Below are 20,670 nucleotides of genomic sequence, written 5' to 3'. Positions count from 1 at the left end.
CGGAGCGGGCCCTCGCTCCGCACCCGCCCGGGGACGTGCGCCCCCGTGGCGCTACGCGTCGCCGCCCGCGGGGCCCGGGTCGGCCGCCGCCACGTCCAGCAGCTGGTAGCGGTCCAGGGCCTGCTTCAGCACCGAGCGGTCGACCCTGCCCTCGTGGGCGAGTTCGGTGAGGACCGCCAGCACGATCGACTGCGCGTCGATGTGGAAGTAGCGGCGGGCCGCGCCCCGGGTGTCCGCGAAGCCGAAGCCGTCCGCACCCAGCGAGGTGTAGCGGCCGGGCACCCAGCGGGCGATCTGGTCCGGGACGCTGCGCATCCAGTCGGACACCGCCACGAAGGGTCCCTCGGCGCCGCCGAGCTTCCGCGTCACATACGGGACGCGCTGCTCCTCCTCGGGGTGGAGCAGGTTGTACTCCTCGGCCGCCACGGCCTCGCGCCGCAGCTCGTTCCAGGAGGTCGCCGACCAGACGCCGGCCTTCACGTCCCACTCCTCGGCGAGGATCCGCTGGGCCTGAAGGGCCCAGGGGACGGCGACGCCGGACGCCATGATCTGCGCCGGGATCCGGCCCGCCTGGCCTTCCCGGAAGCGGTGGATGCCCTTGAGGATGCCGTCCACGTCGACGTCCTCGGGCTCGGCCGGGTGCTGGATCGGCTCGTTGTAGACGGTCAGGTAGTAGAAGACGTCCTCGCCGTGCGGGTGCTCGGCGTCGCCGCCGTACATCCGGCGCAGGCCGTCCCGGACGATGTGCGCGATCTCGAAGCCGAACGCCGGGTCGTACGCGACGCAGGCCGGGTTGGTGGAGGCCAGCAGCTGGGAGTGGCCGTCCGCGTGCTGCAGGCCCTCGCCGGTCAGGGTCGTGCGCCCGGCGGTCGCGCCGAGGACGAATCCGCGCGAGAGCTGGTCGGCCATCTGCCAGAACTGGTCGCCGGTCCGCTGGAAACCGAACATCGAGTAGAAGACGTAGACCGGGATCAGCGGCTCGCCGTGGGTGGCGTAGGCCGAGCCGGCCGCGATCAGCGAGGCGGTGCAGCCCGCCTCCGAGATGCCGTCGTGCAGCATCTGCCCGGTCGGCGACTCCTTGTACGCCAGCAGCAGCTCGCGGTCCACTGCCTCGTACTGCTGGCCGAGCGGGTTGTAGATCTTGGCGCTCGGGAAGAACGAGTCCATGCCGAACGTGCGGTACTCGTCCGGAGCGATCAGCACGAACCGCCTGCCGATCTCCTTGTCCCGCATGAGGTCCTTCAGCAGCCTGACGAACGCCATGGTGGTGGCGATCGACTGCTGCCCCGAGCCCTTCTTCACGGCCGCGTACGCCTTGTCGCCGGGCAGGGCCAGTGGCTGCGACCGCACCACCCGGGTCGGCACGTACCCGCCCAGGCCCCTGCGGCGGTCGTGCATGTACTGGATCTCCTCCGAGTCGCGGCCCGGGTGGTAGTACGGCGGCAGGCCGGACTCCAGCTCGCGGTCGCCGATCGGGAGGTGCAGCCGGTCGCGGAAGCCCTTGAGGTCGTCGACCGTCAGCTTCTTCATCTGGTGGGTCGCGTTGCGGCCCTCGAAGTTCGGTCCCAGCGTCCAGCCCTTGACCGTCTGGGCGAGGATCACCGTCGGCTGGCCCTTGTGGGCGCGGGCCGCGGAGTACGCCGCGAAGATCTTCCGGTGGTCGTGGCCGCCGCGGCCCAGCATCAGGACCTGGTGGTCGGTCATGTTCTCGACCATGGCGCGCAGCCGCTGGTCGTCGCCGAAGAAGTGCCGGCGGATGTAGTCGCCCGTCTCCGTGGCGTACGTCTGGAACTGGCCGTCCGGTGTCGTGTTCAGCTTGTTGACCAGCACTCCGTCGCGGTCCCGCGCGAGCAGCGGGTCCCAGGTGCGGTCCCAGATCAGCTTGATCACGTTCCAGCCGGCGCCGCGGAAGATCGACTCCAGCTCCTGGATGATCTTGCCGTTGCCGCGTACCGGGCCGTCGAGCCGCTGCAGGTTGCAGTTCACCACGAAGGTCAGGTTGTCCAGGCCCTCGCGGGCGGCGATCGAGAGCTGGCCGAGCGACTCGGGCTCGTCCATCTCGCCGTCGCCGAGGAAGGCCCACACGTGCGAGCGGGAGGTGTCGGCGATACCGCGCGCCTCCATGTAGCGGTTCATCCGCGCCTGGTAGATCGCCCCGATCGGGCCGAGGCCCATCGAGACGGTCGGGAACTCCCAGAAGTCCGGCATCAGCCGGGGGTGCGGGTACGACGACAGACCGTCGGGGAACTTCGACTTCTCCTGGCGGAAGCCGTCGAGCTGGGTCTCGTTCAGCCGGTCCAGCAGGAACGCGCGGGCGTAGACGCCGGGCGAGGCATGGCCCTGGAAGAAGATCTGGTCGCCGCCGTCGCCCTCGTCCTTGCCGCGGAAGAAGTGGTTGAAGCCCACGTCGTAGAGGGAGGCGGAGGAGGCGAAGGTGGCGATGTGGCCGCCGACGCCGATCCCGGGGCGCTGGGCGCGGGACACCATCACCGCGGCGTTCCAGCGGGTGGCGTTGAGGATCTTCCGCTCGATCTCCTCGTTGCCCGGGAAGAACGGCTCGTCCTTGGTCGCGATGGTGTTCACGTAGTCCGTGCTGCGCATCTCGGGCACGGCCACGCGCTTCTCGCGGGCCCGCTCGATCAGCCGCAGCATGAGGTAGCGGGCCCGCTCACGGCCGCGCTCGTCGACGGCGGCGTCGAGCGAGTCGAGCCACTCCCGGGTCTCCTCCGGATCGAAGTCCGGGACCTGGCTCGGAAGGCCGCCAATGATGATCGGGTTGCGATCTGATCCGGAAGCCACGCTGTTCCTTCGCTGGTCGGTTGGTATGTCGTCACGCGCTCCCCATCGTGTACCCCGAGGGAGCAAAACGTCATCTCTACCGAACGGTAACCAACCGGCCCCGATTGGCGAACCGGCGGCACGGAAGCGTACAAAGGGTGCGAAGGGGTGAGTGCGACTCACCGGGGCGCACGGAGGCCCGCCCCGGAGTTGGGGCGACACGGCCGCAAACGTCACCGTTTCGGCGGTCTCGGCGGCCGGGTACTTGCGCGATCCGTCCCGCCCGTGTGGACTACGGCCAACGCCTCGCGTACGCGCGCGGCTGAAGCAGTTTCCGAAACAAGATCAGGAGGCAAGCCGTGAGCGCGACCGCGGACCACGCGGAGGAGCGGACCAACCCGGCGGCGAGGCTGGGGTTCGAGCCCGGACAGGTGGTCCAGGAGATCGGCTACGACGATGACGTCGAGCAAGAGCTCCGTGAGGGTATCGAAGCCGTCATCGGCCAGGAACTCGTCGACGAGGACTACGACGACGTCGCGGACGTCGTCCTGCTGTGGTTCCGCGACGACGACGGCGACCTCACGGACGCGCTCGTGGACGCCATCGGCCTCGTCGACGACGGCGGACTGGTCTGGCTCATGACGCCGAAGACCGGCCGTGACGGCTACGTCGAGCCCAGTGACATCAACGAGGCCTCCCAGACGGCGGGGCTCTCGCAGACCAGGAGCATCAACGCGGGCAAGGACTGGACCGGCAGCAGGCTGGCCACGCCCAAGGCCAAGCGCTGATCCGCAGCCGACCAGGGCCCCCGCCGGCGCACCGCCGGCGGGGGCCCTGTGCGGTCCGGTGCGCGGATCATGTGCGTGGGCCCCGTGCGCCGGTCCGGTGCGCGGGCGCCGGTGCGGTGGTCCGAAGCGTCCGCGACATGGCCGCCGAGGCCGGTCCGGTGCGCGGGCGCCGGTGCGCGGGCCCTGTGCGCGGCGCCGGTGCGTAGGCTGGGCGGCATCAGCGGCGCCGGAGCCGCGGCGGCCCCCCGGGCTTCGACGCCGCCCCGGCGCCGAAACGGCCGACGAAGGGAAGCACCAGTCATGGCGATCGAGGTGGGCACCCAGGCCCCGGACTTCCAGCTGAGGGACAACCACGGGCGGACCGTGTCCCTCGCCGGGTTCCGCGGGGAGAAGAACGTGGTGCTGCTCTTCTACCCCTTCGCCTTCACCGGAGTGTGCACGGGCGAGCTCTGCGCGCTCCGCGACGAACTCCCGAAGTTCGTCAACGGCGACACCCAGCTGCTCGCCGTCTCCAACGACTCCGTCCCCACCCTGCGCGTCTTCGCCGAGCAGGAGCGCCTCGAGTACCCGCTGCTGTCGGACTTCTGGCCGCACGGCGAGACCTCGCGGGCGTACGGCGTGTTCGACGAGGAGAAGGGCTGCGCGGTGCGCGGCACCTTCATCATCGACAAGGAGGGCGTGGTGCGCTGGACCGTCGTCAACGGCCTCCCCGACGCCCGCGACCTGAACGACTACGTCAAGGCACTGGACACGCTGTGACGGAGCCCGACACCCTGTGACCCCCGGCGCGACCGTCTGTCTCGCCCGGGAACCCGTCACTAGGATCCAGTCGTTGATCCGAATGCCAACGCACGACGGGGGCGCTGCCCCTGCAACCACATGGGAGGACTCGTGGGAGTCAGCCTCAGCAAGGGCGGCAACGTCTCGCTGACCAAGGCCGCCCCCAACCTGACCGCGGTCACCGTCGGTCTGGGCTGGGACGTCCGCACCACCACCGGCACCGACTTCGACCTCGACGCCAGCGCCCTGCTGACGAACGCCGAGGGCAGGGTCGGGGCCGACGGCAACTTCGTGTTCTTCAACAACCTGAAGAGCCCCGACGGCTCGGTGGAACACACCGGCGACAACCTCACCGGCGAGGGCGAGGGCGACGACGAGCAGATCAAGGTCAACCTGGCCGGGGTCCCCGCCGACGTCCAGAAGATCGTCTTCCCGGTGTCGATCTACGACGCCGAGACCCGCCAGCAGTCCTTCGGCCAGGTCCGCAACGCGTTCATCCGCGTGGTGAACCAGGCCAACGGCGAGGAACTCGCCCGGTACGACCTGAGCGAGGACGCCTCGACCGAGACCGCCATGGTCTTCGGCGAGCTGTACCGCAACGGCGCGGAGTGGAAGTTCCGTGCCATCGGCCAGGGCTACGCCTCAGGCCTGCGCGGCATCGCGCAGGACTTCGGCGTCAACGTCTGAGCCCGACCGCACCCGAAGCGTCCGGCGCCGCACACACCGTGCGGCGCCGGACGCGCCTGCAGTTCCGTACGTTCAGGGGAGGACACCGACATGGGCGTCACGCTCGCCAAGGGAGGCAACGTCTCCCTCTCCAAAGCCGCACCCAACCTCACCCAGGTCCTCGTCGGGCTCGGCTGGGACGCGCGCTCCACCACCGGAGCACCCTTCGATCTCGACGCCAGCGCGCTGCTCTGCCAGTCGGGGCGGGTGCTGGGGGACGAGTTCTTCGTCTTCTACAACAACCTGACGAGCCCGGAGGGCTCGGTCTCGCACACCGGCGACAACCTCACGGGCGAGGGGGACGGGGACGACGAGTCCCTGATCGTGGACCTCACCAAGGTCCCGCCGCACTGCGACAAGATCACCTTCCCGGTCTCGATCCATGACGCGGACAACCGAGGTCAGACGTTCGGCCAGGTCAGCAATGCCTTCATCCGGGTCGTGAACCAGGCCGACGGGCAGGAACTCGCCCGGTACGACCTGAGCGAGGACGCCTCGACCGAGACGGCGATGATCTTCGGTGAGCTGTACCGGTACGGGAGCGAATGGAAGTTCCGCGCGGTGGGCCAGGGGTACGCGTCGGGGCTCCGCGGCATCGCTCTAGACTTCGGGGTCAACGTCTCCTGAAGCACGGGTAGGGCACGGGTAGGGCACTGGTCGGGCACTGGTCGGGCAGTGCCAGAGCACTGTTCACGCACCGTACCGGCCTGTGCACCGGAGTCCGGACCCCGGGTCGGGGCCGGGGGTCGGGGCCCTGGGCCGGATCCCGGGGCGGCGCCGGTCCCCGGGTCGGGGCCGCCCCGGGACCCTGCCGGAGCCCGGCACCGGCCTCCGGGGGACAATGCAGCGCGACGCCGCGTGCGGCGCGGGGGGAATCCCGCTCTCTGCGGGGGAGGTCCGTACACAACGATTGGGTAGCCAGTGGTACTGAAAACCTTCGGCTGGTCGTTCGCAGTCACTGCGCTCGGCCTGGTCGCTGCGGTGTTCTACGGGGGATGGACGGCCTTCGGGCTCGTCGCGATCCTGACGATCCTGGAGGTCTCGCTCTCCTTCGACAACGCCGTGGTCAACGCCGGCGTGCTGAAGAAGATGAGCGAGTTCTGGCAGAAGATCTTCCTCACCATCGGCATCCTGATCGCCGTCTTCGGCATGCGGCTGGTGTTCCCCGTCGTGATCGTCTCGGTCACCGCGCAACTCGGCCCCATCGAGGCGGTCGACCTCGCCCTGAACGACCACGCCCGCTACGAGGAACTCGTCACCGACGCCCACCCCGCCATCGCGGCGTTCGGCGGCATGTTCCTGCTCATGATCTTCCTCGACTTCATCTTCGAGGACCGGGACATCCGGTGGCTCGCCTGGCTGGAGCGGCCCCTGGCCAAGCTGGGCAAGATCGACATGCTGGCCGCCTGCGTCGCGCTGATCGTCCTGCTGATCACCGCGACCACCTTCGCGGTCAACGCCCACCAGTACGGCGGCGTACACGTCGACAAGTCGTCCACGGTGCTGCTCGCGGGTGTCGCCGGCGTCGTCACGTACATGGTCGTGGGCGGTCTCTCCGGATTCTTCGAGGAGAAGCTCGAAGAGGACGAGGAACGCGAACACGCGGCCGAGGAGGAGGCCCGCAGGACCGGGAAGCCGCTCTCGGCCACCAAGCTCGTCGGCAAGGCCGCGTTCTTCATGTTCATGTACCTCGAGGTGCTGGACGCGTCCTTCTCCTTCGACGGTGTCATCGGCGCCTTCGCGGTCAGCAACGATCCCGTGGTCATCGCGCTCGGCCTCGGTATCGGCGCGATGTACGTGCGGTCCCTCACGGTCTACCTCGTCCGCCAGGGCACCCTCGACGACTACGTCTACCTGGAGCACGGCGCCCACTACGCGATCGGCGCACTGGCCGTGATCCTGCTGGTCACCATTCAGTACGAGGTCCCCGAGGTCGTCACCGGCCTCATCGGCGTGACCCTGATCGCCTGGTCCTTCTGGTCCTCCGTGCGGCGCAACCAGCGCCTGAGGGCACACGAGGAGAAGGAAGAAGTGGCACTCGCGGCAAACGAAGTGTGACACCGCCGGGTTTGCGGAACGCTCTCTGCGGGGCGGCCGGGAGGCACAGGGTCTCCGGGCCGCCCCGCGCGCTGCCGGGGCACGGGGCCGCGCGGTGCGTCAGGACCGGCTCCGGGAGGGAGTCGGCGGCAGTCAGGGGTGGGGACATGGCTTTCTGGGACGGTTTGCGACGCGGCCGGGCAGCGCAGTTCGACTCGGGCAGCGCCGCGTCGAACTCCATCGAGCTGACCAGGCGCCGCCCCCAGGTCTCCCTCTCCAAGCAGAGCGCCGCCACGGGCAACCTCCGGGTCAACCTCTCCTGGCGGATGCGGACCTCCGACATCGAGGGGCGGTCGCGCCAGAGCGGCCGCCTGCTGCGCAATCCGTCGAAGCTCTTCCGCCCCGAGGTGGTCCAGGCGCACACCCAGGGCGTCGTCAACGTGGACCTCGACCTCGGCTGCCTCTACGAGATGGCCGACGGCAGCAAGGGCGTGGTGCAGCCGCTGGGCGGCTTCTTCGGCAGCCTGAACGAGGTGCCGTACGTCCGCCTCAGCGGGGACGACCGCTTCGGCGCGCCGTCCGGCGAGACGCTGTTCGTCAACCTGGACCACCGGGACGAGATCAGGCGGCTGCTGTTCTTCGTCTACATCTACGACCGGACGCCCGCGTTCGACCGCACGCACGCGAAGGTGACGCTGTACCCCAGCAACGGCCCGCGGGTGGAGATCGAACTCGACGAGCGCGCCCCGCAGGCACGCTCGTGCGCCGTGTTCATGGTCGAGAACGTCAAGGGCGAACTGATCGTGCGCCGCGAGGTGAAGTTCGTGTACGGCTTCCAGGCCGAGCTTGACCGGCTGTACGGCTGGGGTCTCCAGTGGGGCCGCGGCTACAAGACCAAGACCTGAGCCCCGGCCGCTCCTCCCGCCCTCCTCCCGCCCTCCGCCCTGCCGCCGGCCCCCGCCGGGGCCCCGCGGCACACACCGCTACGGGACGAACTGCGGCCCCATCGGCGGCAGCCGGAAGTCGGGGTCGGGCACGGGACCGGCCGCGGCTGCGGGCTGGGGGTAGCCGTATGAGGGCTGTGCCGCCGGGGAGGCCGGCCGGGGGTACCCGTACGACGGCTCGGCGTGCGGATCGGGCCGCTGCGGCGTCTGGTCGGCCTGCGGGGGACCGGACCGCGACGGAGTCTGCGCCGGCGTGTGGGCCTGTGTCCGCGCCGGTGCCGCGGCTTCGGATGCGGACGCGCCGGAGGCCGGCTCACTGTCGTCCACCGAGATACCGAAGGCCGTGGCCAGACCGATCAGCCCGGTGGGATAGCCCTGCCCCACCGCACGGAACTTCCAGCCGTCACCGCGCCGGTACAGCTCGCCGCAGATGACCGCGGTCTCCTCGCCCGTCTCCGCCCGCACATCGAACACGGCCAGCGGCCCGCCGTCCGGCGCCGCCGCGTCGTACAGCACGATCCGCAGGTCGGGGACCCCGGAGAACGTACCCCCGTCGGACGACGCCGCGAGTACCACCTGGTCCACGGAGGCGTCGAGGGAGCCGACGTCCGCCTGCACCGTGTCGGTGAGCCCCTCGGCGGTGCGCTTCTTGGGCAGCAGCCGCACGAAGCCGGAGGGGTGCCGGGGCTGGTTGTAGAACACGAAGTCCTCGTCGGCGCGCACACGGCCGTCGGCGCCCAGGAGCAGTGCCGAGGCGTCCACGTCCGGAACTCCCGCGCCGGGAGTCCAGCGCAGCACGGCTCGGATCGAGGTCGCTCCGAGCGGAACGTTGGAGCCCTTCAGCATCGCGTGCGTCATGCCCGTCATCCTGCCCTCCCACGGCCCGTGCGGACAACGCGGGGCCGCCGCTTCCGGGCGCCGCGCACCGTGCCCGGCCCGGCTCCGGACCGTGCGGCATCCCGCGCGGCGTCCTGTGCGGGGGACCCGACCTGCCCCGCGGCTCCCCGCACGGGCCTGCCGCGTGTACTGCGGCGTGGACCCGCCGCAGGCGCGGAGGGGGCCGGCCGGGCATGTCCCGCGGAGGCGGAGGGCAGGCTGAGTCGGGGACCGGAGCGCGCGCGTTACCTGTAGTTCATACGGCCGGGGAACTCGCGACACCTGTCCCTACGTACTATTACCGGCCACCCACACCACAGTGCCGCCCAGGCAGTACGGGGGATTCATATGCGGCATTTCGGTCATATCCCGGCCGTTGTCCGGAAGGAACTGTTCCATCAGGAGCCAGTGGAGTTCGACGCCGGCTCTTCCGCGGGCCTGCTCTCCGTGGCGCTCGGCGCCACGCTCTACAGCCCCGCGACCCGGCCCCACCTCGCCGGCGACGTGCTCAAGCAGGCCGCGCGCGGAGTGGTCTCCATGGTGCTCTGCCTGGAGGACTCCATCGACGACGCCGAGGTCTCCGCCGCCGAGGAGAACCTCGTCCGCCAGTTCACCGAACTCGCCGAACTCGCCGAACTCGCCGAACGCGGCGCACCCGGCGAACCCGGCGAACCCGGCGAACGCGGCGCACCCGGCGCCGAGCTCCCGCTGCTGTTCGTCCGGGTGCGCGAACCCGGCCAGATCGAGGACCTCGTCCGGCGTCTCGGTCCGGTGAGCCGGCTGTTGTCCGGTTTCGTACTTCCGAAGTTCACCGAAGGGCGCTGCGGCCCCTTCATGGAGGCCGTGTCCGCCGCCGAATCCATGACCGATCGCATGCTCTACGTGATGCCGGTGCTCGAATCGCCCGAACTCCTCCATCTGGAGACCCGGCACGAGACCCTGACCGGTATCGCCCGCTCCGTCGGCCGCCACCGCGACCGGATACTCGCCCTGCGCCTCGGGGTCACCGACTTCTGCTCCGCCTACGGGCTCCGCCGTTCCCCCGACATGACGGCCTACGACGTCCAGATCGTCGCCGGCGTCATCGCGGACGTCGTCAACGTCCTCGGCCGCTCCGACGGCACCGGCTTCACCATCACCGGCCCGGTCTGGGAGTACTTCCGCCTCCAGGAACGCATCTTCAAACCACAGCTGCGCCGCAGCCCCTTCATGGAGCTGCAGGCCGACAAGCTGCGCACGGCGCTGATCGAGCACGACCTCGACGGCCTGCTGCGCGAGATCGAGCTGGACCGCGCCAACGGCCTTGTCGGCAAGACCTGCATCCACCCCTCGCATGTGCTGCCCGTCCACGCTCTGTCGGTGGTCAGTCACGAGGAGTTCAGCGACGCGCAGGACATCCTCCGTCCGGAGCGGGGAGGCGGCGGAGTGATGCGTTCCGCCTACACCAACAAGATGAACGAGGTGAAGCCGCACCGCGCCTGGGCGGAGCGCACGCTCCGGCGCGCCGAGGCCTTCGGCGTCGCACGCGAGGACGTCGGCTTCGTGGAGCTGCTGACCGCGGGTCTGGCAGGCTGATGAGGGAGGAAGACGAAGAAGTGGTGTGGTCGGGCAGCTGGGTCTCCCAGCGACTGGGCGTGGAGCTCGTCGGCGACGACGGGCTGAAGGAGCTGCTCGGGCTGGCCCTGCGGCGCAACCCCAAGCGCGCGCACCTGCTGGTGTCACACGTGCTCGGCAAGCACGTGCCGCAGAAGCCGTCCGTCGTGTACGGCCACGGCTACCGGCTCGGCCTGCGCGTCCGCGACCTCCTCGGCCACGACGAGGCCGCTCGGGCCGTCGTCCTCGGCTACGCGGAGACGGCGACCGGCCTCGGCCACTCGGTCGCCGACGGCCTGGCCGCCGCGCCGTACCTCCACTCCACCCGCCGCCCCGTCGACGGTGTCCGCCGGGCAGGAGGCTTCGAGGAGGCCCACTCGCACGCCACCTCCCACCTGCTGCTGCCCGAGGACCCGGAGCTGCTGGCCGGAGAGGGGCCGCTGGTCCTCGTGGACGACGAGTTCTCCACCGGCAACACCGTGCTGAACACCATCCGAGACCTCCACACCCGCCATCCGCGCGGCCGATACGTCGTCGTCGCCCTCGTCGACCTGCGCTCGGCCGACGACCTGGGCCGGCTGGACGGCTTCGCCCGGGAGATCGGGGCCCGCATCGACCTGGTGGCCCACGCCGGCGGCACGATCAGCCTCCCGGAGGGCGTCCTCGAGAAGGGCCGGGCCCTGGTCGCGGCGCACGAGACCGAAGGCACGGCGCCCGCGGCCGGGCCGGTGCCCGCCGGACCGGCCGCGACACGCACCGGAGCGGCCGCGGGCGCCGGGCCGGCCGTCGCTGCCGGGACCTCCCCCGCAGCGACATACCGCCCCTCCGGTCCTGCCGGTCCTTACGGCACAGCCGGTCCTACCGGTCCTACCGGTCCTGCCGGTCCTGCCGGTCCTGCCGGTCCTGCCGGTCCTCCCGGCACGCGGCACACCCCGGACCGGGCGGATGCCGCGGATGGCGCGGTGGGCGCGGTGGGGGAGGGCGGTCCCGGTTCGGACGGCGCGCACAGCCCTGCGGGGCGCGCGGCGTACGCCCCGCACGTCGTACGCGTCGACCTGGGCTGGCCCGCGGGTGTCCCCGACGGAGGCCGGCACGGCTTCACACCAGCGCACCGCGCCGGGCTGGAGGCGGCCCTGCCCGCCATGGCGCAGCGCGTCGCGGAAGCCCTGGCGGGCAGCCGCCCGGCGAAACCCGTCGACGCCCGGCCGCATACGGCCGGGGCCGCCGCGGCGCCGGAAGCGAACGGCTCCCCGCGTGTCCTCGTACTCGGCTTCGAGGAGCTGATGTACGCGCCACTGCGGCTGGCGCTCGAACTGGAGCGCAGCGGCGGCGCGCGCGAGGTGCGCTACTCGACGACCACGAGGTCCCCCGTCCTCGCCGTCGACGACCCGGGCTACGCCATACGCACCCGGCTGGCCTTCCCCGCCCACGACGAACCGGCCGACGGGCCGGGCGAGCGATACGCCTACAACGTCGCCGGCGGAGGCTTCGACGCGGTCGTCGCCGTCGTGGACTCGACCGCCGACACGGCGGCCCTGCACGCCCCGGACGGACTGCTCGCACAGCTGGCCGCGCACGTACCGCACGTCGTGCTCGCCGTGGTCCCCAGCCATGTGCCCGCCGTCCACACACCCGCCGTCCACACACCCGCCGTCCATGCACCGGCCGGCCGCGCACCCGCCGTCCACGCACCGGCCGGCCGCGCACCGGCCGGCCGCGCACCGGCCGGCCGCGCACCCGCCGTCCACGCACCCGCCGTCCACGCACCGGCCGACCACACACCCGCCGTCCACGCACCGGCCGACCACACACCCGCCGTCCACGCACCGGCTCCCGAAACGGAACCCATGCTGCCCGAGCCGCTCCGCGGACCCGAGTTCTCCTCCTACGCGCCCGACGAGGTCGGCTGGCTGCTCCAGGACCTCTCGGACGCCGAACTCGAGGCCCCCACCGAGGAGCGCGAGGAGGCGATCCAGAGCGGCGGCGCGCACTACGCCGAATCGCTGCCCGTCGAGTACCAGCCCAGCGACGCGTACCAGGCACTGTTCCAAGCCGCCCTGGAGACCTCCGCAGCCCGGATCGCCCGGGCCGTGGGAGCCGTCACCGACACCGTCCTCGCCGAGCACCCGCAGCGCCACCGCCCCGGCACCCCGCACCACGAGCGCCGTCCCGTCCTCGTCTCACTGGCCCGCGCCGGCACGCCCGTCGGCGTGCTGATGCGCCGCTGGGCCCGCCACCGGCACGGCCTTGACCTGCCCCACTACGCCGTCTCCATCGTGCGCGGCCGCGGTATCGACGCCAACGCGCTGCGCTGGCTCGCGGCCCAACACGACCCGGCCGACGTCGTCTTCGTCGACGGCTGGACCGGCAAGGGAGCCATCACCCGCGAACTGACCGCCGCACTCGGCGGGTTCGACGGCTTCGTACCGGAGATCGCGGTACTCGCCGACCCCGGCGGCTGCGTCCGCACCTACGGCACCCGCGAGGACTTCCTCATCCCCTCCGCCTGCCTCAACTCCACGGTGTCCGGGCTGGTCTCACGCACGGTACTGCGTACCGACCTGGTCGGGCCGCACGACTTCCACGGCGCGAAGTACTACCGCGAACTGTCCGGCGCCGACGTGTCCGGGCACTTCCTCGACACCGTCGAGGCGCGCTTCGACGAGGTGGCCGGGGCCGTCGACGCCGATGTGAAGAAACTGCTCGCCGCGGACCGCGCACCCACCTGGGCCGGCTGGGCGGCGGTGGAGCGGATCAGCGCGGACTACGGCATCCACGACGTCAACCTCGTCAAGCCCGGCGTCGGCGAGACCACCCGGGTGCTGCTGCGCCGCGTCCCCTGGAGAATCCTGGCCAGGCGCGGCGCAGGTGCCGACCTGGACCACGTACGCCTGCTCGCCGAGCAGCGAGGCGTACCCGTCGAGGAGGCCGACGACCTGCCCTACAGCTGCGTCGGCCTGATCCACCCACGCTTCACCCGAGGAGCGACCGGCGCGGACGGAAAGGCGGTGGCGACGCGGTGACCTCCCTGATCACCAGCGACCTCGACCGGACGCTCATCTACTCCGCGGCCGCACTGCGGCTGACCGGGCCCGACGCCATGGCGCCCCGGCTGCTGTGCGTCGAGGTGTACGAGAGCAAGCCGCTGTCGTACATGACGGAGGCCGCCGCGGCACTGCTCGGCGAACTCGCCGGCCACGCCGTCTTCGTACCGGCGACGACCCGCACCCGCGAGCAGTACGCCAGGATCCGGCTGCCCGGCCCCGCCCCCCGGTACGCGATCTGCGCCAACGGCGGCCATCTGCTGGTCGACGGCGAGTCCGACCGGGACTGGCAGCGCGCGGTGGCCGCCAGACTCGCCGGCGAGTGCGCCTCCCTCGCGGAGATCCGCGCCCATCTGCTCGACGCGGCGGACCCGGCCTGGCTGCTCAAGGAGCGGGTCGCCGAGGACCTCTTCGCCTATCTGGTCGTGGAGCGCCCGCTCCTCCCGGACGACTGGATCGGGGAACTCTCCGCCTGGGCGGAGACGAAGGGCTGGACGGTCTCCCTGCAGGGGCGCAAGGTCTACGCCGTGCCGAAGCCGCTCACCAAGAGCGCGGCCGTCCGGGAACTCGTGAGGCGCACCGGAGCCGAGCGCGTGCTCGCCGCGGGCGACTCACTCCTCGACGCCGATCTGCTGCTGGCCGCCGACCACGCATGGCGCCCCGGTCACGGCGAACTCGCCGACACCTGCTGGGCGCCGCGGCATGTGACCGCTCTCCCGGAGCGGGGGGTCGCGGCGGGCGAGGAGATCCTGCGCCGGTTCACGGCGACCGTCACGGAAGCGGGACACGGCCTGACGGGAGCTGCACGCGGAGTCGATGCGCCGGCCGCGCCCTCCGGCGATCAGGGCCGTACCGCGGCCGCCGGCGCCACGCCGGCTGCCACGGCGACGCTCCCGGCATCCGGTGGGCCGGAGGCGCCGGCCGCGCCGTAGGGGCGAGGCGGACGGGTAGACGCACGGGCGGGTAGACGCACGGGCGGACGGGCGACGGGCGGACGGGCGACGGGCGGAAGCTCTTTCTGGCGCCGAACCCGGGACACGGTGAACTCGGCGGGTCGGCGGGTCGGCGGGTAGTAGGGGTTCGGACGGGTGTCCGGGATGAGGACCGGACACGGTCAAGCCAACATTCGCTGACAAATTCTGTCAGCTGTCAGCTGTCAGCTGTCAGCTGTCAGCTGTCAGCTGTCAGCTGTCAGTCGTCAGTCGTCAGTCGTCGGGTGTCAGCCGCTCAGCCACAGCACCCGCCGCCACAGCAGCCACCACCACCGCCCCCGGTCGGCGCAGGGGCTGCCCCCGTGCTCGTCCCGCCCACGGAGACCGCCGAGAGCAGCTTCACGGTGTCGTCGTGCCCCGCAGGGCAGGGCGCGGGAGCGGAGGACTCGGCCATGGGCCGACTCAACTCGAAGGTGTTGTCGCAGGTGCGGCAGCGGTACTCGTAACGGGGCATGGGGACAGGTTAGCCGGGGCGTCGGTCCTGGCGACCGGGCTCCGAACCCTCGCGCGGCAGCATCCGCCCCGCCTGCGTCCGCCCCGCCCGGGCCCGTTCCTCCCTCGCCGCCTCCTCCGGGTGGCGGGCCCTCCAGTAGGGGTTGTCGTGGGGGAGGGTGCTGCTCACCCGTCCGTACATGCCGAACCACATGAGCATGACCCCCACGACGAAGCTGAAGAGGACGTTCTGGATGCGGAAGTTGAGGACGTTGGCGTCGGTGTCCAGCAGGCCCAGGTTCACGAAGCCGCTGAAGATGAAGAGGATGCCGAGCACCATGTTCAGCGTGGAGGCGAAGTTGCCGCCGATGACCATGCCGACGAACAGCAGCAGCCCGACGCAGATGGACAGCACACTCAGCGCGCCGTTGGTGTTGAGGCCCGCGATGGTGTCGTTGCCCGTGTCGAAGAAGCCCAGGTTGTGCGTCAGCCCGAGGATCCCGAACACCAGCAGGATCACGCCCATGAGCCCCGCGCCATAGCGGTAGACCTTGTTGAGCCTGTGGTCCACGGGAAGGTGCTCGTTCAGGGTGACGTGCCCGTCTCCGCTGTGCCTCGTGTCCTGCGACGCGTTGGTGGATGCCATTGCGGCCTCCCTTGGCCGTGCGTACCTCCCTACAGGATCCGCCCGCCGCGGCACCCGGACAAACGGGACCTGCGCACGGGTGGGATGGCGTGTCGGCGCAGGCGCGGACCGTCACCAGCGGAAGCCGTAGCCCGCGTGTCCGCGTGTCCGCGTGTCCGCGTGTCCGCGTGTCCGCGTGCTCGCCTGTCCGCGTGTCCGCGCGCCGTGAGCGGCGGCACCGGAGACAGCCCCCGGAAGGGACGTCGGCGGGCCGGGTCGTCCGTCCCTGGGGCGCGGACGGTACCGGACAGGAGCAGACGGGTGCCCGCGGCCGCGGGCACGGTCGGCCGCCATGTGCAGCGGCTACCCGGCGGGTGGTCGTTTCGGCTGGTGAGCGCGCTGCGCCCGGCCGACCGCGAGGTCGGGGCGGGCTTGTCGCCGCGGCCGCAAGGTGCGACTGCCCCGCGGAGCGGTCACACCGCCGGGCCGCGCTCGCTGCGGATCAGGCCCACGACGCGTGCCACGGTCTGCCGGACCGCTTCCAACTCGGTCAGGAAGTGCCAGTAGTCGGGGTGGCGTCCCTCGAGACCGGCGATGGCCCGATCGAGCCGGGCGACGGAGTCGTCGAGGGGGCGGGCATGCCGCGGATCCGGGGTGTTGCGGCCCGCCATGGCGAGGCGCTGGGCGTCGCGGATGGCGAACCGGGTGCGCTGGATCTCCTGCTCAGGGTCCTTGGCGACGGCGTCGAGCCGCCGCAGCCGGTCACCGGCGGCCGAGACGGCCTCGTCGACGCTGTTCAGCAGGGCCCGCACGGTGGTGAGGAGGGCAGTGGCATCGGGCCAGCGCTGCTCGTCGCGCGCCTTGGCGGCTTCCTTGAGCTTCTCCTCGGCGCGGCGTACGTCCTCACCGGCCCGGGCGGGAACAGGCTGCAGATCCTGCCAGCAGGCGGCCGAGAAGCGGCGGCGCAGCTCGCTGAGGACGGGCTCGACGCCCTCCGTGCGTGTGGTGAGGGCCTGGGCGCGGGTACGCAGCGACACCAGGCGTTTGTCGATCTCGGCCGCCCGTTCGGGAAGCCGCCCGGCCTCGGCCCTTATCGTCTCGGCCTCCCGCACCACCCGGTCGGCACGCTGCAGTGTCTCGGCCACGCCGTGCCGGCCTGCGCCTTCGTTGAGCCTGGTCAGCTCGGGGGCGAGGGCGGCGAGCCGGGCCGCCAGGCCGTCGGCGCGCATACCCGAGGCGCGAACCGCGTCGAGGGCGTTGCTCGCCGCGAGCAGTGCCTGCCGGGCCCGCTCGACCGCGGGGGCGAGCCGGGCGAGCTGGGTCTCAGCCTTCTCCAGCAGCGGCCCGAGGCCCTGTGCGAACCGGTCCAGCTCGCCCCTGACCCGGACCAGCGAGTCCTTCGCCCCGGCCAGGTCCCGTCGTGCACGCACCGCCACCGACGGGTCCAGGTCGTCCCGGTCGAGGTCGTGCGCGTCGACGGCGGTGATGTACGTGTGGCTGACCTCGTCGATCCGGTGTCCCAGCGCGGTGAACTCCTCGACCGCGCGCCGGGCGCCGGCAGAGCTGTCCACGGCCGAGATGGTCTCGATGGAGATCCGCAGGTCGCGCTGGGCGGTGTCCAGTTCGTAGAAGGCCGCCGCGGCGGCGTCCTTCGCGGCCTGCGCGTCGGCCCGCTGGCTCTCGCCCCGGCCACCGAACCACCGCCGAGTCCCGCCTCCGGCGAACGCGGCGGGGAGTACGGCGATCACCAGCGGCAACGGCACCAGCACCAGTGCGGCCATGTCACGCACGACTCCCGCTCTCGCCATCGCTCCTGCGCGCGGCCGTGCGTGTGTCGCCGTCACATCCCTCTCCCGTGCCGTGTCCGCCCTGCCGGTTCATTCTCCCACCGGGTAAGGACGAACACACGAGCCTGATAGTTCACACTTCGCGCGACAAGCCTGCGGACGCCGCTCACCCACCGCGAGGCTCGTGGATCGCAGTGGCAGGGCGGTGCCGCCGCTCCGTCCCCGCTACGAGCCCCTTCCCCCGCTACGAGCCCCTTCCCCCGGGACGAAGCCCCTACCCCCGTGACGAGCCCCATCTTCCACCGGACTCCCGCCGCTGCACCGGTCGCGGGACCTGCGGCACCGACCCGCCCCCGGCCGCTCCCCACCCGCGGAGTATCCGACCGTGCTTCCGCCTCCCCGCGCAGCACCAGCCGGCGGCCCGCGCCGGACGCCCCGGGGCCCGCCTACCCCCGCTCACCATGGAGGTCCCATGTGGTCTGGTTTGCGGCACCCACCCGGGGTCCATGTAGGCTGTTGCCTCATTCTCGGGTGCGTAGCTCAGGGGTAGAGCGCTGCTCTTACAAAGCAGATGTCGGCGGTTCGAAACCGTCCGCGCCCACCAGTGCCAAGGCCCCCAACCGATCATGGCTGGGGGCCTCCGACATCTACTCCCGGCATCTACTCCTGATACCGATGCGGGCGTTCACCCACGGTCGGGCCGCCGCTTGAGCAGCCGGTCCATGTGGCTGACGGCTTCGCGCTGCGTGTCCTGGACGACGTGCGTGTACACGTTCATCGTCACCGCGATCTGACTGTGCCCGAGGATCTCCATCACGACGCGGGGAGCCACACCGGCCGCGGTGAGCAGGGTGGCGCAGCCGTGCCGGGCGTCGTGCGGTCGGATGACGCGGAGACCGGCGGAGTCGGCGACCCGAGTGAACGAGCGGTAGAGGTTCCGCTCCCGAGAACGCCGTATTCGTCGGCGACTCGGTGACGGACATCGAAGCCGCCCGCGCAGCTGGGACCATGTCCATCGGCTACGCCAACAAGCCCGGCAAGGCCGAGCGCCTGGGCCAAGCCGGGGCCACCGTGGTGATCGAAGACATGGCCCAACTGATCCAGGACGCCTAGAAACCGCCGACCAGGCCACGCGGTAAGAGTTTCTCTACTTGATCAAGTGCTCGCTCCGCTCGCCGATGATCCCGGCCTCCTGGAACTGCAAGCAGTCTGATGCAGAGATCAGAGGTGCCGCGCACAGCGCGGCGGCGTCGGCCGGACGCCGCCACCCGGCTCCCTCCATGTCTCCGCCACCGGGACCGCGCGTCGTCGCCCGCCCGCGCCCACAGAGGGGCGAAAGGCCAGGCCGGGGCTGGGGACAGTGCGGACAGCAGGTAAGAGCAGATCCGTGGCTGGGGCGGTCGTCTCCGCGGCTTTACGCAGCAGCCATGGGCCCGGGTTCCGCATAATTCGGCTCTCTAGGTGACTGGTGTTAAGCGGGTCTTCCTGAGCGTGCCGGTTCGCCATGGAGGGTGTCAGGATCGTGTCGGCGGCTGGTGGCAGGGCGACTTGTGGACGGTTCGTGTCCGGCCTGATGGCTGTTGAGGGGGTGATGCGACCGCGGTCGAGTCGCTCGCGTGCCTCTGAGCCCCTTCCGGGTGGTCAGCCGGCCGCGATCGCCCAGTTTCCACCGGCTGTGGACGTGACTCCGAGCGCGCCGAGCCGGGCGATGTTGACGGCGGCGGCCAGCAGGGAGAAATCGGCGGCGATCTTGGCCCGGCCGCGCATGCGGGCGCGGCGTCCGCCGTGCCGTCGCCGCATCAGGTGGGCGATCTTGCGTTCGACCTTGGGCCGGGTGGCCCGGTAGGCGGCCAGCCAGGCCGGGTCGGCGCTGCGCGCGCGGCCCCGGGCCAGGTGTTCCTCGTGCGGGCCGATGCTGATCACGCGGCCGTCCTTGGCCGTGGTGCAGTGGGCTGCGAGCGGGCAGGTGGCGCAGGCGGCCCGGAAGCGGGCCGCCCCGCCGCCGTCGCGGTGCGAGCGGATCACGGCGGTCACCTGGTTCGGGCAGGTGACCTGCCCCGCTTCCAGGTCGATGCTGAAGGCGTCCTTGGAGAACCGCCCGCCCGGCGCGTTGGCCGCCTGCACCTTGACCATCACCTCGATGCCGGCATCGGCCAGCTCGGCCAGCAGCGGCCCGGTCCCGTAGGCGGCGTCACCATAGACCTCGGCCTGCTCGGCCTGCTCGGCCTGCTCGGCCGGGGTGGCCGGGTGGAGGATGTCGTCGAGCAGCTCGGCGGCGGGTTCGGCGTCGCCGACGTTGCCCGCGGTGACCGCGGTCGCGGTGACGATCTCGCTGTCGGGGTCCTCGGCCACATGACCCTTGTAACCGTCGAAGGAGCGGCGGACGGTCTTGTGCCCGTACCGGGCCTCGGGATCGACCGTGGAGATGACCCGGTCGCGGGCCACCTTGCGGGCAATCCTGAACACCCCGTCGTCGTCCTCTTCCAGGTCCTGGCCCAGCACGATGGCCAGCAGGCGTGCGGCCTGGTCCACCTCCTGCCCCAGAACCCGCCCCTCCAGCACGGCCAGCACCGCGAACCCGTCACGGGCCCGCGAATCGATCAGGGCCTCCCGCTCGGCCGGATCCGTCCAGTCGATGGCCGGCTTGGCCGCACTGGTGTAGGCGTCCCCGCTGGAGATCACCGCCCGCAGCGCGGCCCGCAGTACGTGATCGGCCGCCCGCAGCAGGCCACGAACCGCCGAACGGATCAGCGTGATGGTGTCCTGCGTCGCCACCGCGTCATAGACGGGCGCTGAGTCCAGCACCCGCCTGCGGCCCACCAGCCCCGCTTGAGCGGCCACCTCCACCGTCCGCTCAAAGATCCGGTCCGGGCGAGCGGAAGCGGCCAGCCGCGCCCGCATGTCCACCAGCACGGTGTGCACGAACCCCGGATGATCGAAGTCCAGCCCGCCGGCCGCGTACTTCCAGCGCACATCGAACGCGAACCGCTCGACCGCCTCACGATCGGACAAGCCCTCCAGACGCTGCAGGACCATCACCACCGCCACGATCATCGGCGGCACCGACCTGCGACCGTCCTCCGCGAACAGATCCGCGAACATCTCATCCGGGAACAACGCACCACACTCACGGTGCAGCACCGCATAGACCGAGTTCGGCGCCAGCCGACCCTCGCAGAAACCCGCCGTGGAGGAGAGCAACCCCGGCTGCATCGGAGTCCGGCCCACCGCCATCGCTCAACCTCTCCCCACACCCAGCGACCAACAC

General features: G+C 71.4%; 16 protein-coding genes, 1 tRNA gene and 1 pseudogene. 11 read left to right on the top strand and 7 right to left on the bottom strand.

The genetic code is table 11. The features are described 5' to 3' along the window. Window positions 1-51: 51 nt before the first annotated feature. Window positions 52-2,799: a pyruvate dehydrogenase (acetyl-transferring), homodimeric type gene (gene aceE / locus DDQ41_RS04850; protein ID WP_109293363.1), complete on the bottom strand. Its 2,748-nt coding sequence runs from the start codon at window positions 2,797-2,799 to the stop codon at window positions 52-54. Between the two features lie 338 nt (window positions 2,800-3,137). On the opposite strand from aceE, the gene DDQ41_RS04845 reads away from it, so the two are divergent. The 6 genes from DDQ41_RS04845 (at window position 3,138) to DDQ41_RS04820 (ending at window position 8,014) form a co-directional block, all read left to right on the top strand. After that, entirely contained in the window at window positions 3,138-3,566 is a 429-nt protein-coding gene (locus tag DDQ41_RS04845) for a DUF3052 domain-containing protein (RefSeq protein ID WP_109293362.1), read from the top strand. A gap of 300 nt (window positions 3,567-3,866) precedes the next feature. Next, window positions 3,867-4,325: a peroxiredoxin gene (locus DDQ41_RS04840; protein ID WP_109293361.1), complete on the top strand. Its 459-nt coding sequence runs from the start codon at window positions 3,867-3,869 to the stop codon at window positions 4,323-4,325. Window positions 4,326-4,457: 132 nt separating this feature from the next. Beyond that, on the top strand, window positions 4,458-5,033 hold the full coding sequence (locus tag DDQ41_RS04835) for a TerD family protein (protein ID WP_109293360.1): 576 nt from the start codon (window positions 4,458-4,460) through the stop codon (window positions 5,031-5,033). Between the two features lie 90 nt (window positions 5,034-5,123). Beyond that, on the top strand, window positions 5,124-5,699 hold the full coding sequence (locus DDQ41_RS04830; RefSeq protein ID WP_109293359.1) for a TerD family protein: 576 nt from the start codon (window positions 5,124-5,126) through the stop codon (window positions 5,697-5,699). A 294-nt stretch (window positions 5,700-5,993) separates the two neighbouring features. Next, window positions 5,994-7,130, top strand: a complete 1,137-nt coding sequence (locus DDQ41_RS04825) for a DUF475 domain-containing protein (RefSeq protein ID WP_109293358.1) — start codon at window positions 5,994-5,996, stop codon at window positions 7,128-7,130. Window positions 7,131-7,276: 146 nt separating this feature from the next. Further along, a complete protein-coding gene (locus DDQ41_RS04820; protein ID WP_109293357.1) occupies window positions 7,277-8,014 on the top strand; it encodes a TerD family protein in 738 nt (245 codons plus the stop codon). Window positions 8,015-8,092: 78 nt separating this feature from the next. Here DDQ41_RS04820 and DDQ41_RS04815 read toward each other — a convergent pair whose 3' ends face one another. After that, entirely contained in the window at window positions 8,093-8,911 is an 819-nt protein-coding gene (locus DDQ41_RS04815; RefSeq protein ID WP_109293356.1) for a TerD family protein, read from the bottom strand. A gap of 366 nt (window positions 8,912-9,277) precedes the next feature. Between DDQ41_RS04815 and DDQ41_RS04810 the strand changes: the two genes are divergently transcribed. The 3 genes from DDQ41_RS04810 to DDQ41_RS04800 are packed head-to-tail and all read left to right on the top strand — an operon-like array spanning window position 9,278 to window position 14,498. Next, the gene (locus tag DDQ41_RS04810) at window positions 9,278-10,504 is read left to right on the top strand and encodes an HpcH/HpaI aldolase/citrate lyase family protein (RefSeq protein WP_109293355.1); all 1,227 of its coding nucleotides are present in this window, start codon (window positions 9,278-9,280) and stop codon (window positions 10,502-10,504) included. Further along, window positions 10,504-13,545, top strand: a complete 3,042-nt coding sequence (locus tag DDQ41_RS04805) for a phosphoribosyltransferase domain-containing protein (RefSeq protein WP_109293354.1) — start codon at window positions 10,504-10,506, stop codon at window positions 13,543-13,545. The genes DDQ41_RS04810 and DDQ41_RS04805 overlap by 1 nt, the downstream gene beginning before the upstream one ends. Continuing rightward, window positions 13,542-14,498, top strand: coding sequence for an HAD family hydrolase (locus DDQ41_RS04800; RefSeq protein ID WP_109293353.1), 957 nt, complete (start codon window positions 13,542-13,544; stop codon window positions 14,496-14,498). The genes DDQ41_RS04805 and DDQ41_RS04800 overlap by 4 nt, the downstream gene beginning before the upstream one ends. Window positions 14,499-14,793: 295 nt before the next feature. Here the strand turns inward: DDQ41_RS04800 and DDQ41_RS04795 are convergent, their stop codons facing one another. The 3 genes from DDQ41_RS04795 to DDQ41_RS04785 form a co-directional block, all read right to left on the bottom strand. Next, window positions 14,794-15,012, bottom strand: a complete 219-nt coding sequence (locus DDQ41_RS04795; protein ID WP_109293352.1) for an FmdB family zinc ribbon protein — start codon at window positions 15,010-15,012, stop codon at window positions 14,794-14,796. A gap of 9 nt (window positions 15,013-15,021) precedes the next feature. Beyond that, entirely contained in the window at window positions 15,022-15,636 is a 615-nt protein-coding gene (locus DDQ41_RS04790) for a DUF4383 domain-containing protein (protein ID WP_109293351.1), read from the bottom strand. Between the two features lie 452 nt (window positions 15,637-16,088). Further along, window positions 16,089-17,423, bottom strand: coding sequence for a hypothetical protein (locus DDQ41_RS04785; protein WP_262508356.1), 1,335 nt, complete (start codon window positions 17,421-17,423; stop codon window positions 16,089-16,091). A gap of 508 nt (window positions 17,424-17,931) precedes the next feature. Between DDQ41_RS04785 and DDQ41_RS04780 the strand changes: the two genes are divergently transcribed. Further along, window positions 17,932-18,006 (top strand) — tRNA-Val (locus DDQ41_RS04780). An 81-nt stretch (window positions 18,007-18,087) separates the two neighbouring features. Here DDQ41_RS04780 and DDQ41_RS04775 read toward each other — a convergent pair. Next, a pseudogene (locus DDQ41_RS04775) lies at window positions 18,088-18,342 on the bottom strand (tyrosine-type recombinase/integrase); the annotation flags it as partial. A gap of 32 nt (window positions 18,343-18,374) precedes the next feature. On the opposite strand from DDQ41_RS04775, the gene DDQ41_RS04770 reads away from it, so the two are divergent. Next, entirely contained in the window at window positions 18,375-18,515 is a 141-nt protein-coding gene (locus DDQ41_RS04770; protein WP_109293349.1) for an HAD family hydrolase, read from the top strand. 528 nt (window positions 18,516-19,043) lie between these two features. Here the strand turns inward: DDQ41_RS04770 and DDQ41_RS04765 are convergent. After that, complete coding sequence (locus tag DDQ41_RS04765; RefSeq protein WP_262508641.1) at window positions 19,044-20,615, bottom strand: IS1182 family transposase; 1,572 nt, start codon at window positions 20,613-20,615, stop codon at window positions 19,044-19,046. Window positions 20,616-20,670 lie beyond the last annotated feature (55 nt).

Origin of the sequence: Streptomyces spongiicola, from assembly GCF_003122365.1 — a bacterium.
Lineage (GTDB): Bacteria > Actinomycetota > Actinomycetes > Streptomycetales > Streptomycetaceae > Streptomyces > Streptomyces spongiicola.
This window is presented reverse-complemented; position numbering and strand designations above follow the sequence as displayed.

What these genes read in the sequence shown, in the direction of transcription:
- DDQ41_RS04820 (WP_109293357.1), top strand. Translation starts at nt 7,277, where the DNA reads ATGGCTTTCTGGGACGGTTTGCGACGCGGCCGGGCAGCGCAGTTCGAC.
- DDQ41_RS04790 (WP_109293351.1), bottom strand. Translation starts at nt 15,636, where the DNA reads ATGGCATCCACCAACGCGTCGCAGGACACGAGGCACAGCGGAGACGGG.
- DDQ41_RS04765 (WP_262508641.1), bottom strand. Translation starts at nt 20,615, where the DNA reads ATGCAGCCGGGGTTGCTCTCCTCCACGGCGGGTTTCTGCGAGGGTCGG.
- DDQ41_RS04785 (WP_262508356.1), bottom strand. Translation starts at nt 17,423, where the DNA reads ATGGCGAGAGCGGGAGTCGTGCGTGACATGGCCGCACTGGTGCTGGTG.
- DDQ41_RS04795 (WP_109293352.1), bottom strand. Translation starts at nt 15,012, where the DNA reads ATGCCCCGTTACGAGTACCGCTGCCGCACCTGCGACAACACCTTCGAG.
- DDQ41_RS04840 (WP_109293361.1), top strand. Translation starts at nt 3,867, where the DNA reads ATGGCGATCGAGGTGGGCACCCAGGCCCCGGACTTCCAGCTGAGGGAC.
- DDQ41_RS04830 (WP_109293359.1), top strand. Translation starts at nt 5,124, where the DNA reads ATGGGCGTCACGCTCGCCAAGGGAGGCAACGTCTCCCTCTCCAAAGCC.
- DDQ41_RS04815 (WP_109293356.1), bottom strand. Translation starts at nt 8,911, where the DNA reads ATGACGCACGCGATGCTGAAGGGCTCCAACGTTCCGCTCGGAGCGACC.
- DDQ41_RS04810 (WP_109293355.1), top strand. Translation starts at nt 9,278, where the DNA reads ATGCGGCATTTCGGTCATATCCCGGCCGTTGTCCGGAAGGAACTGTTC.
- DDQ41_RS04805 (WP_109293354.1), top strand. Translation starts at nt 10,504, where the DNA reads ATGAGGGAGGAAGACGAAGAAGTGGTGTGGTCGGGCAGCTGGGTCTCC.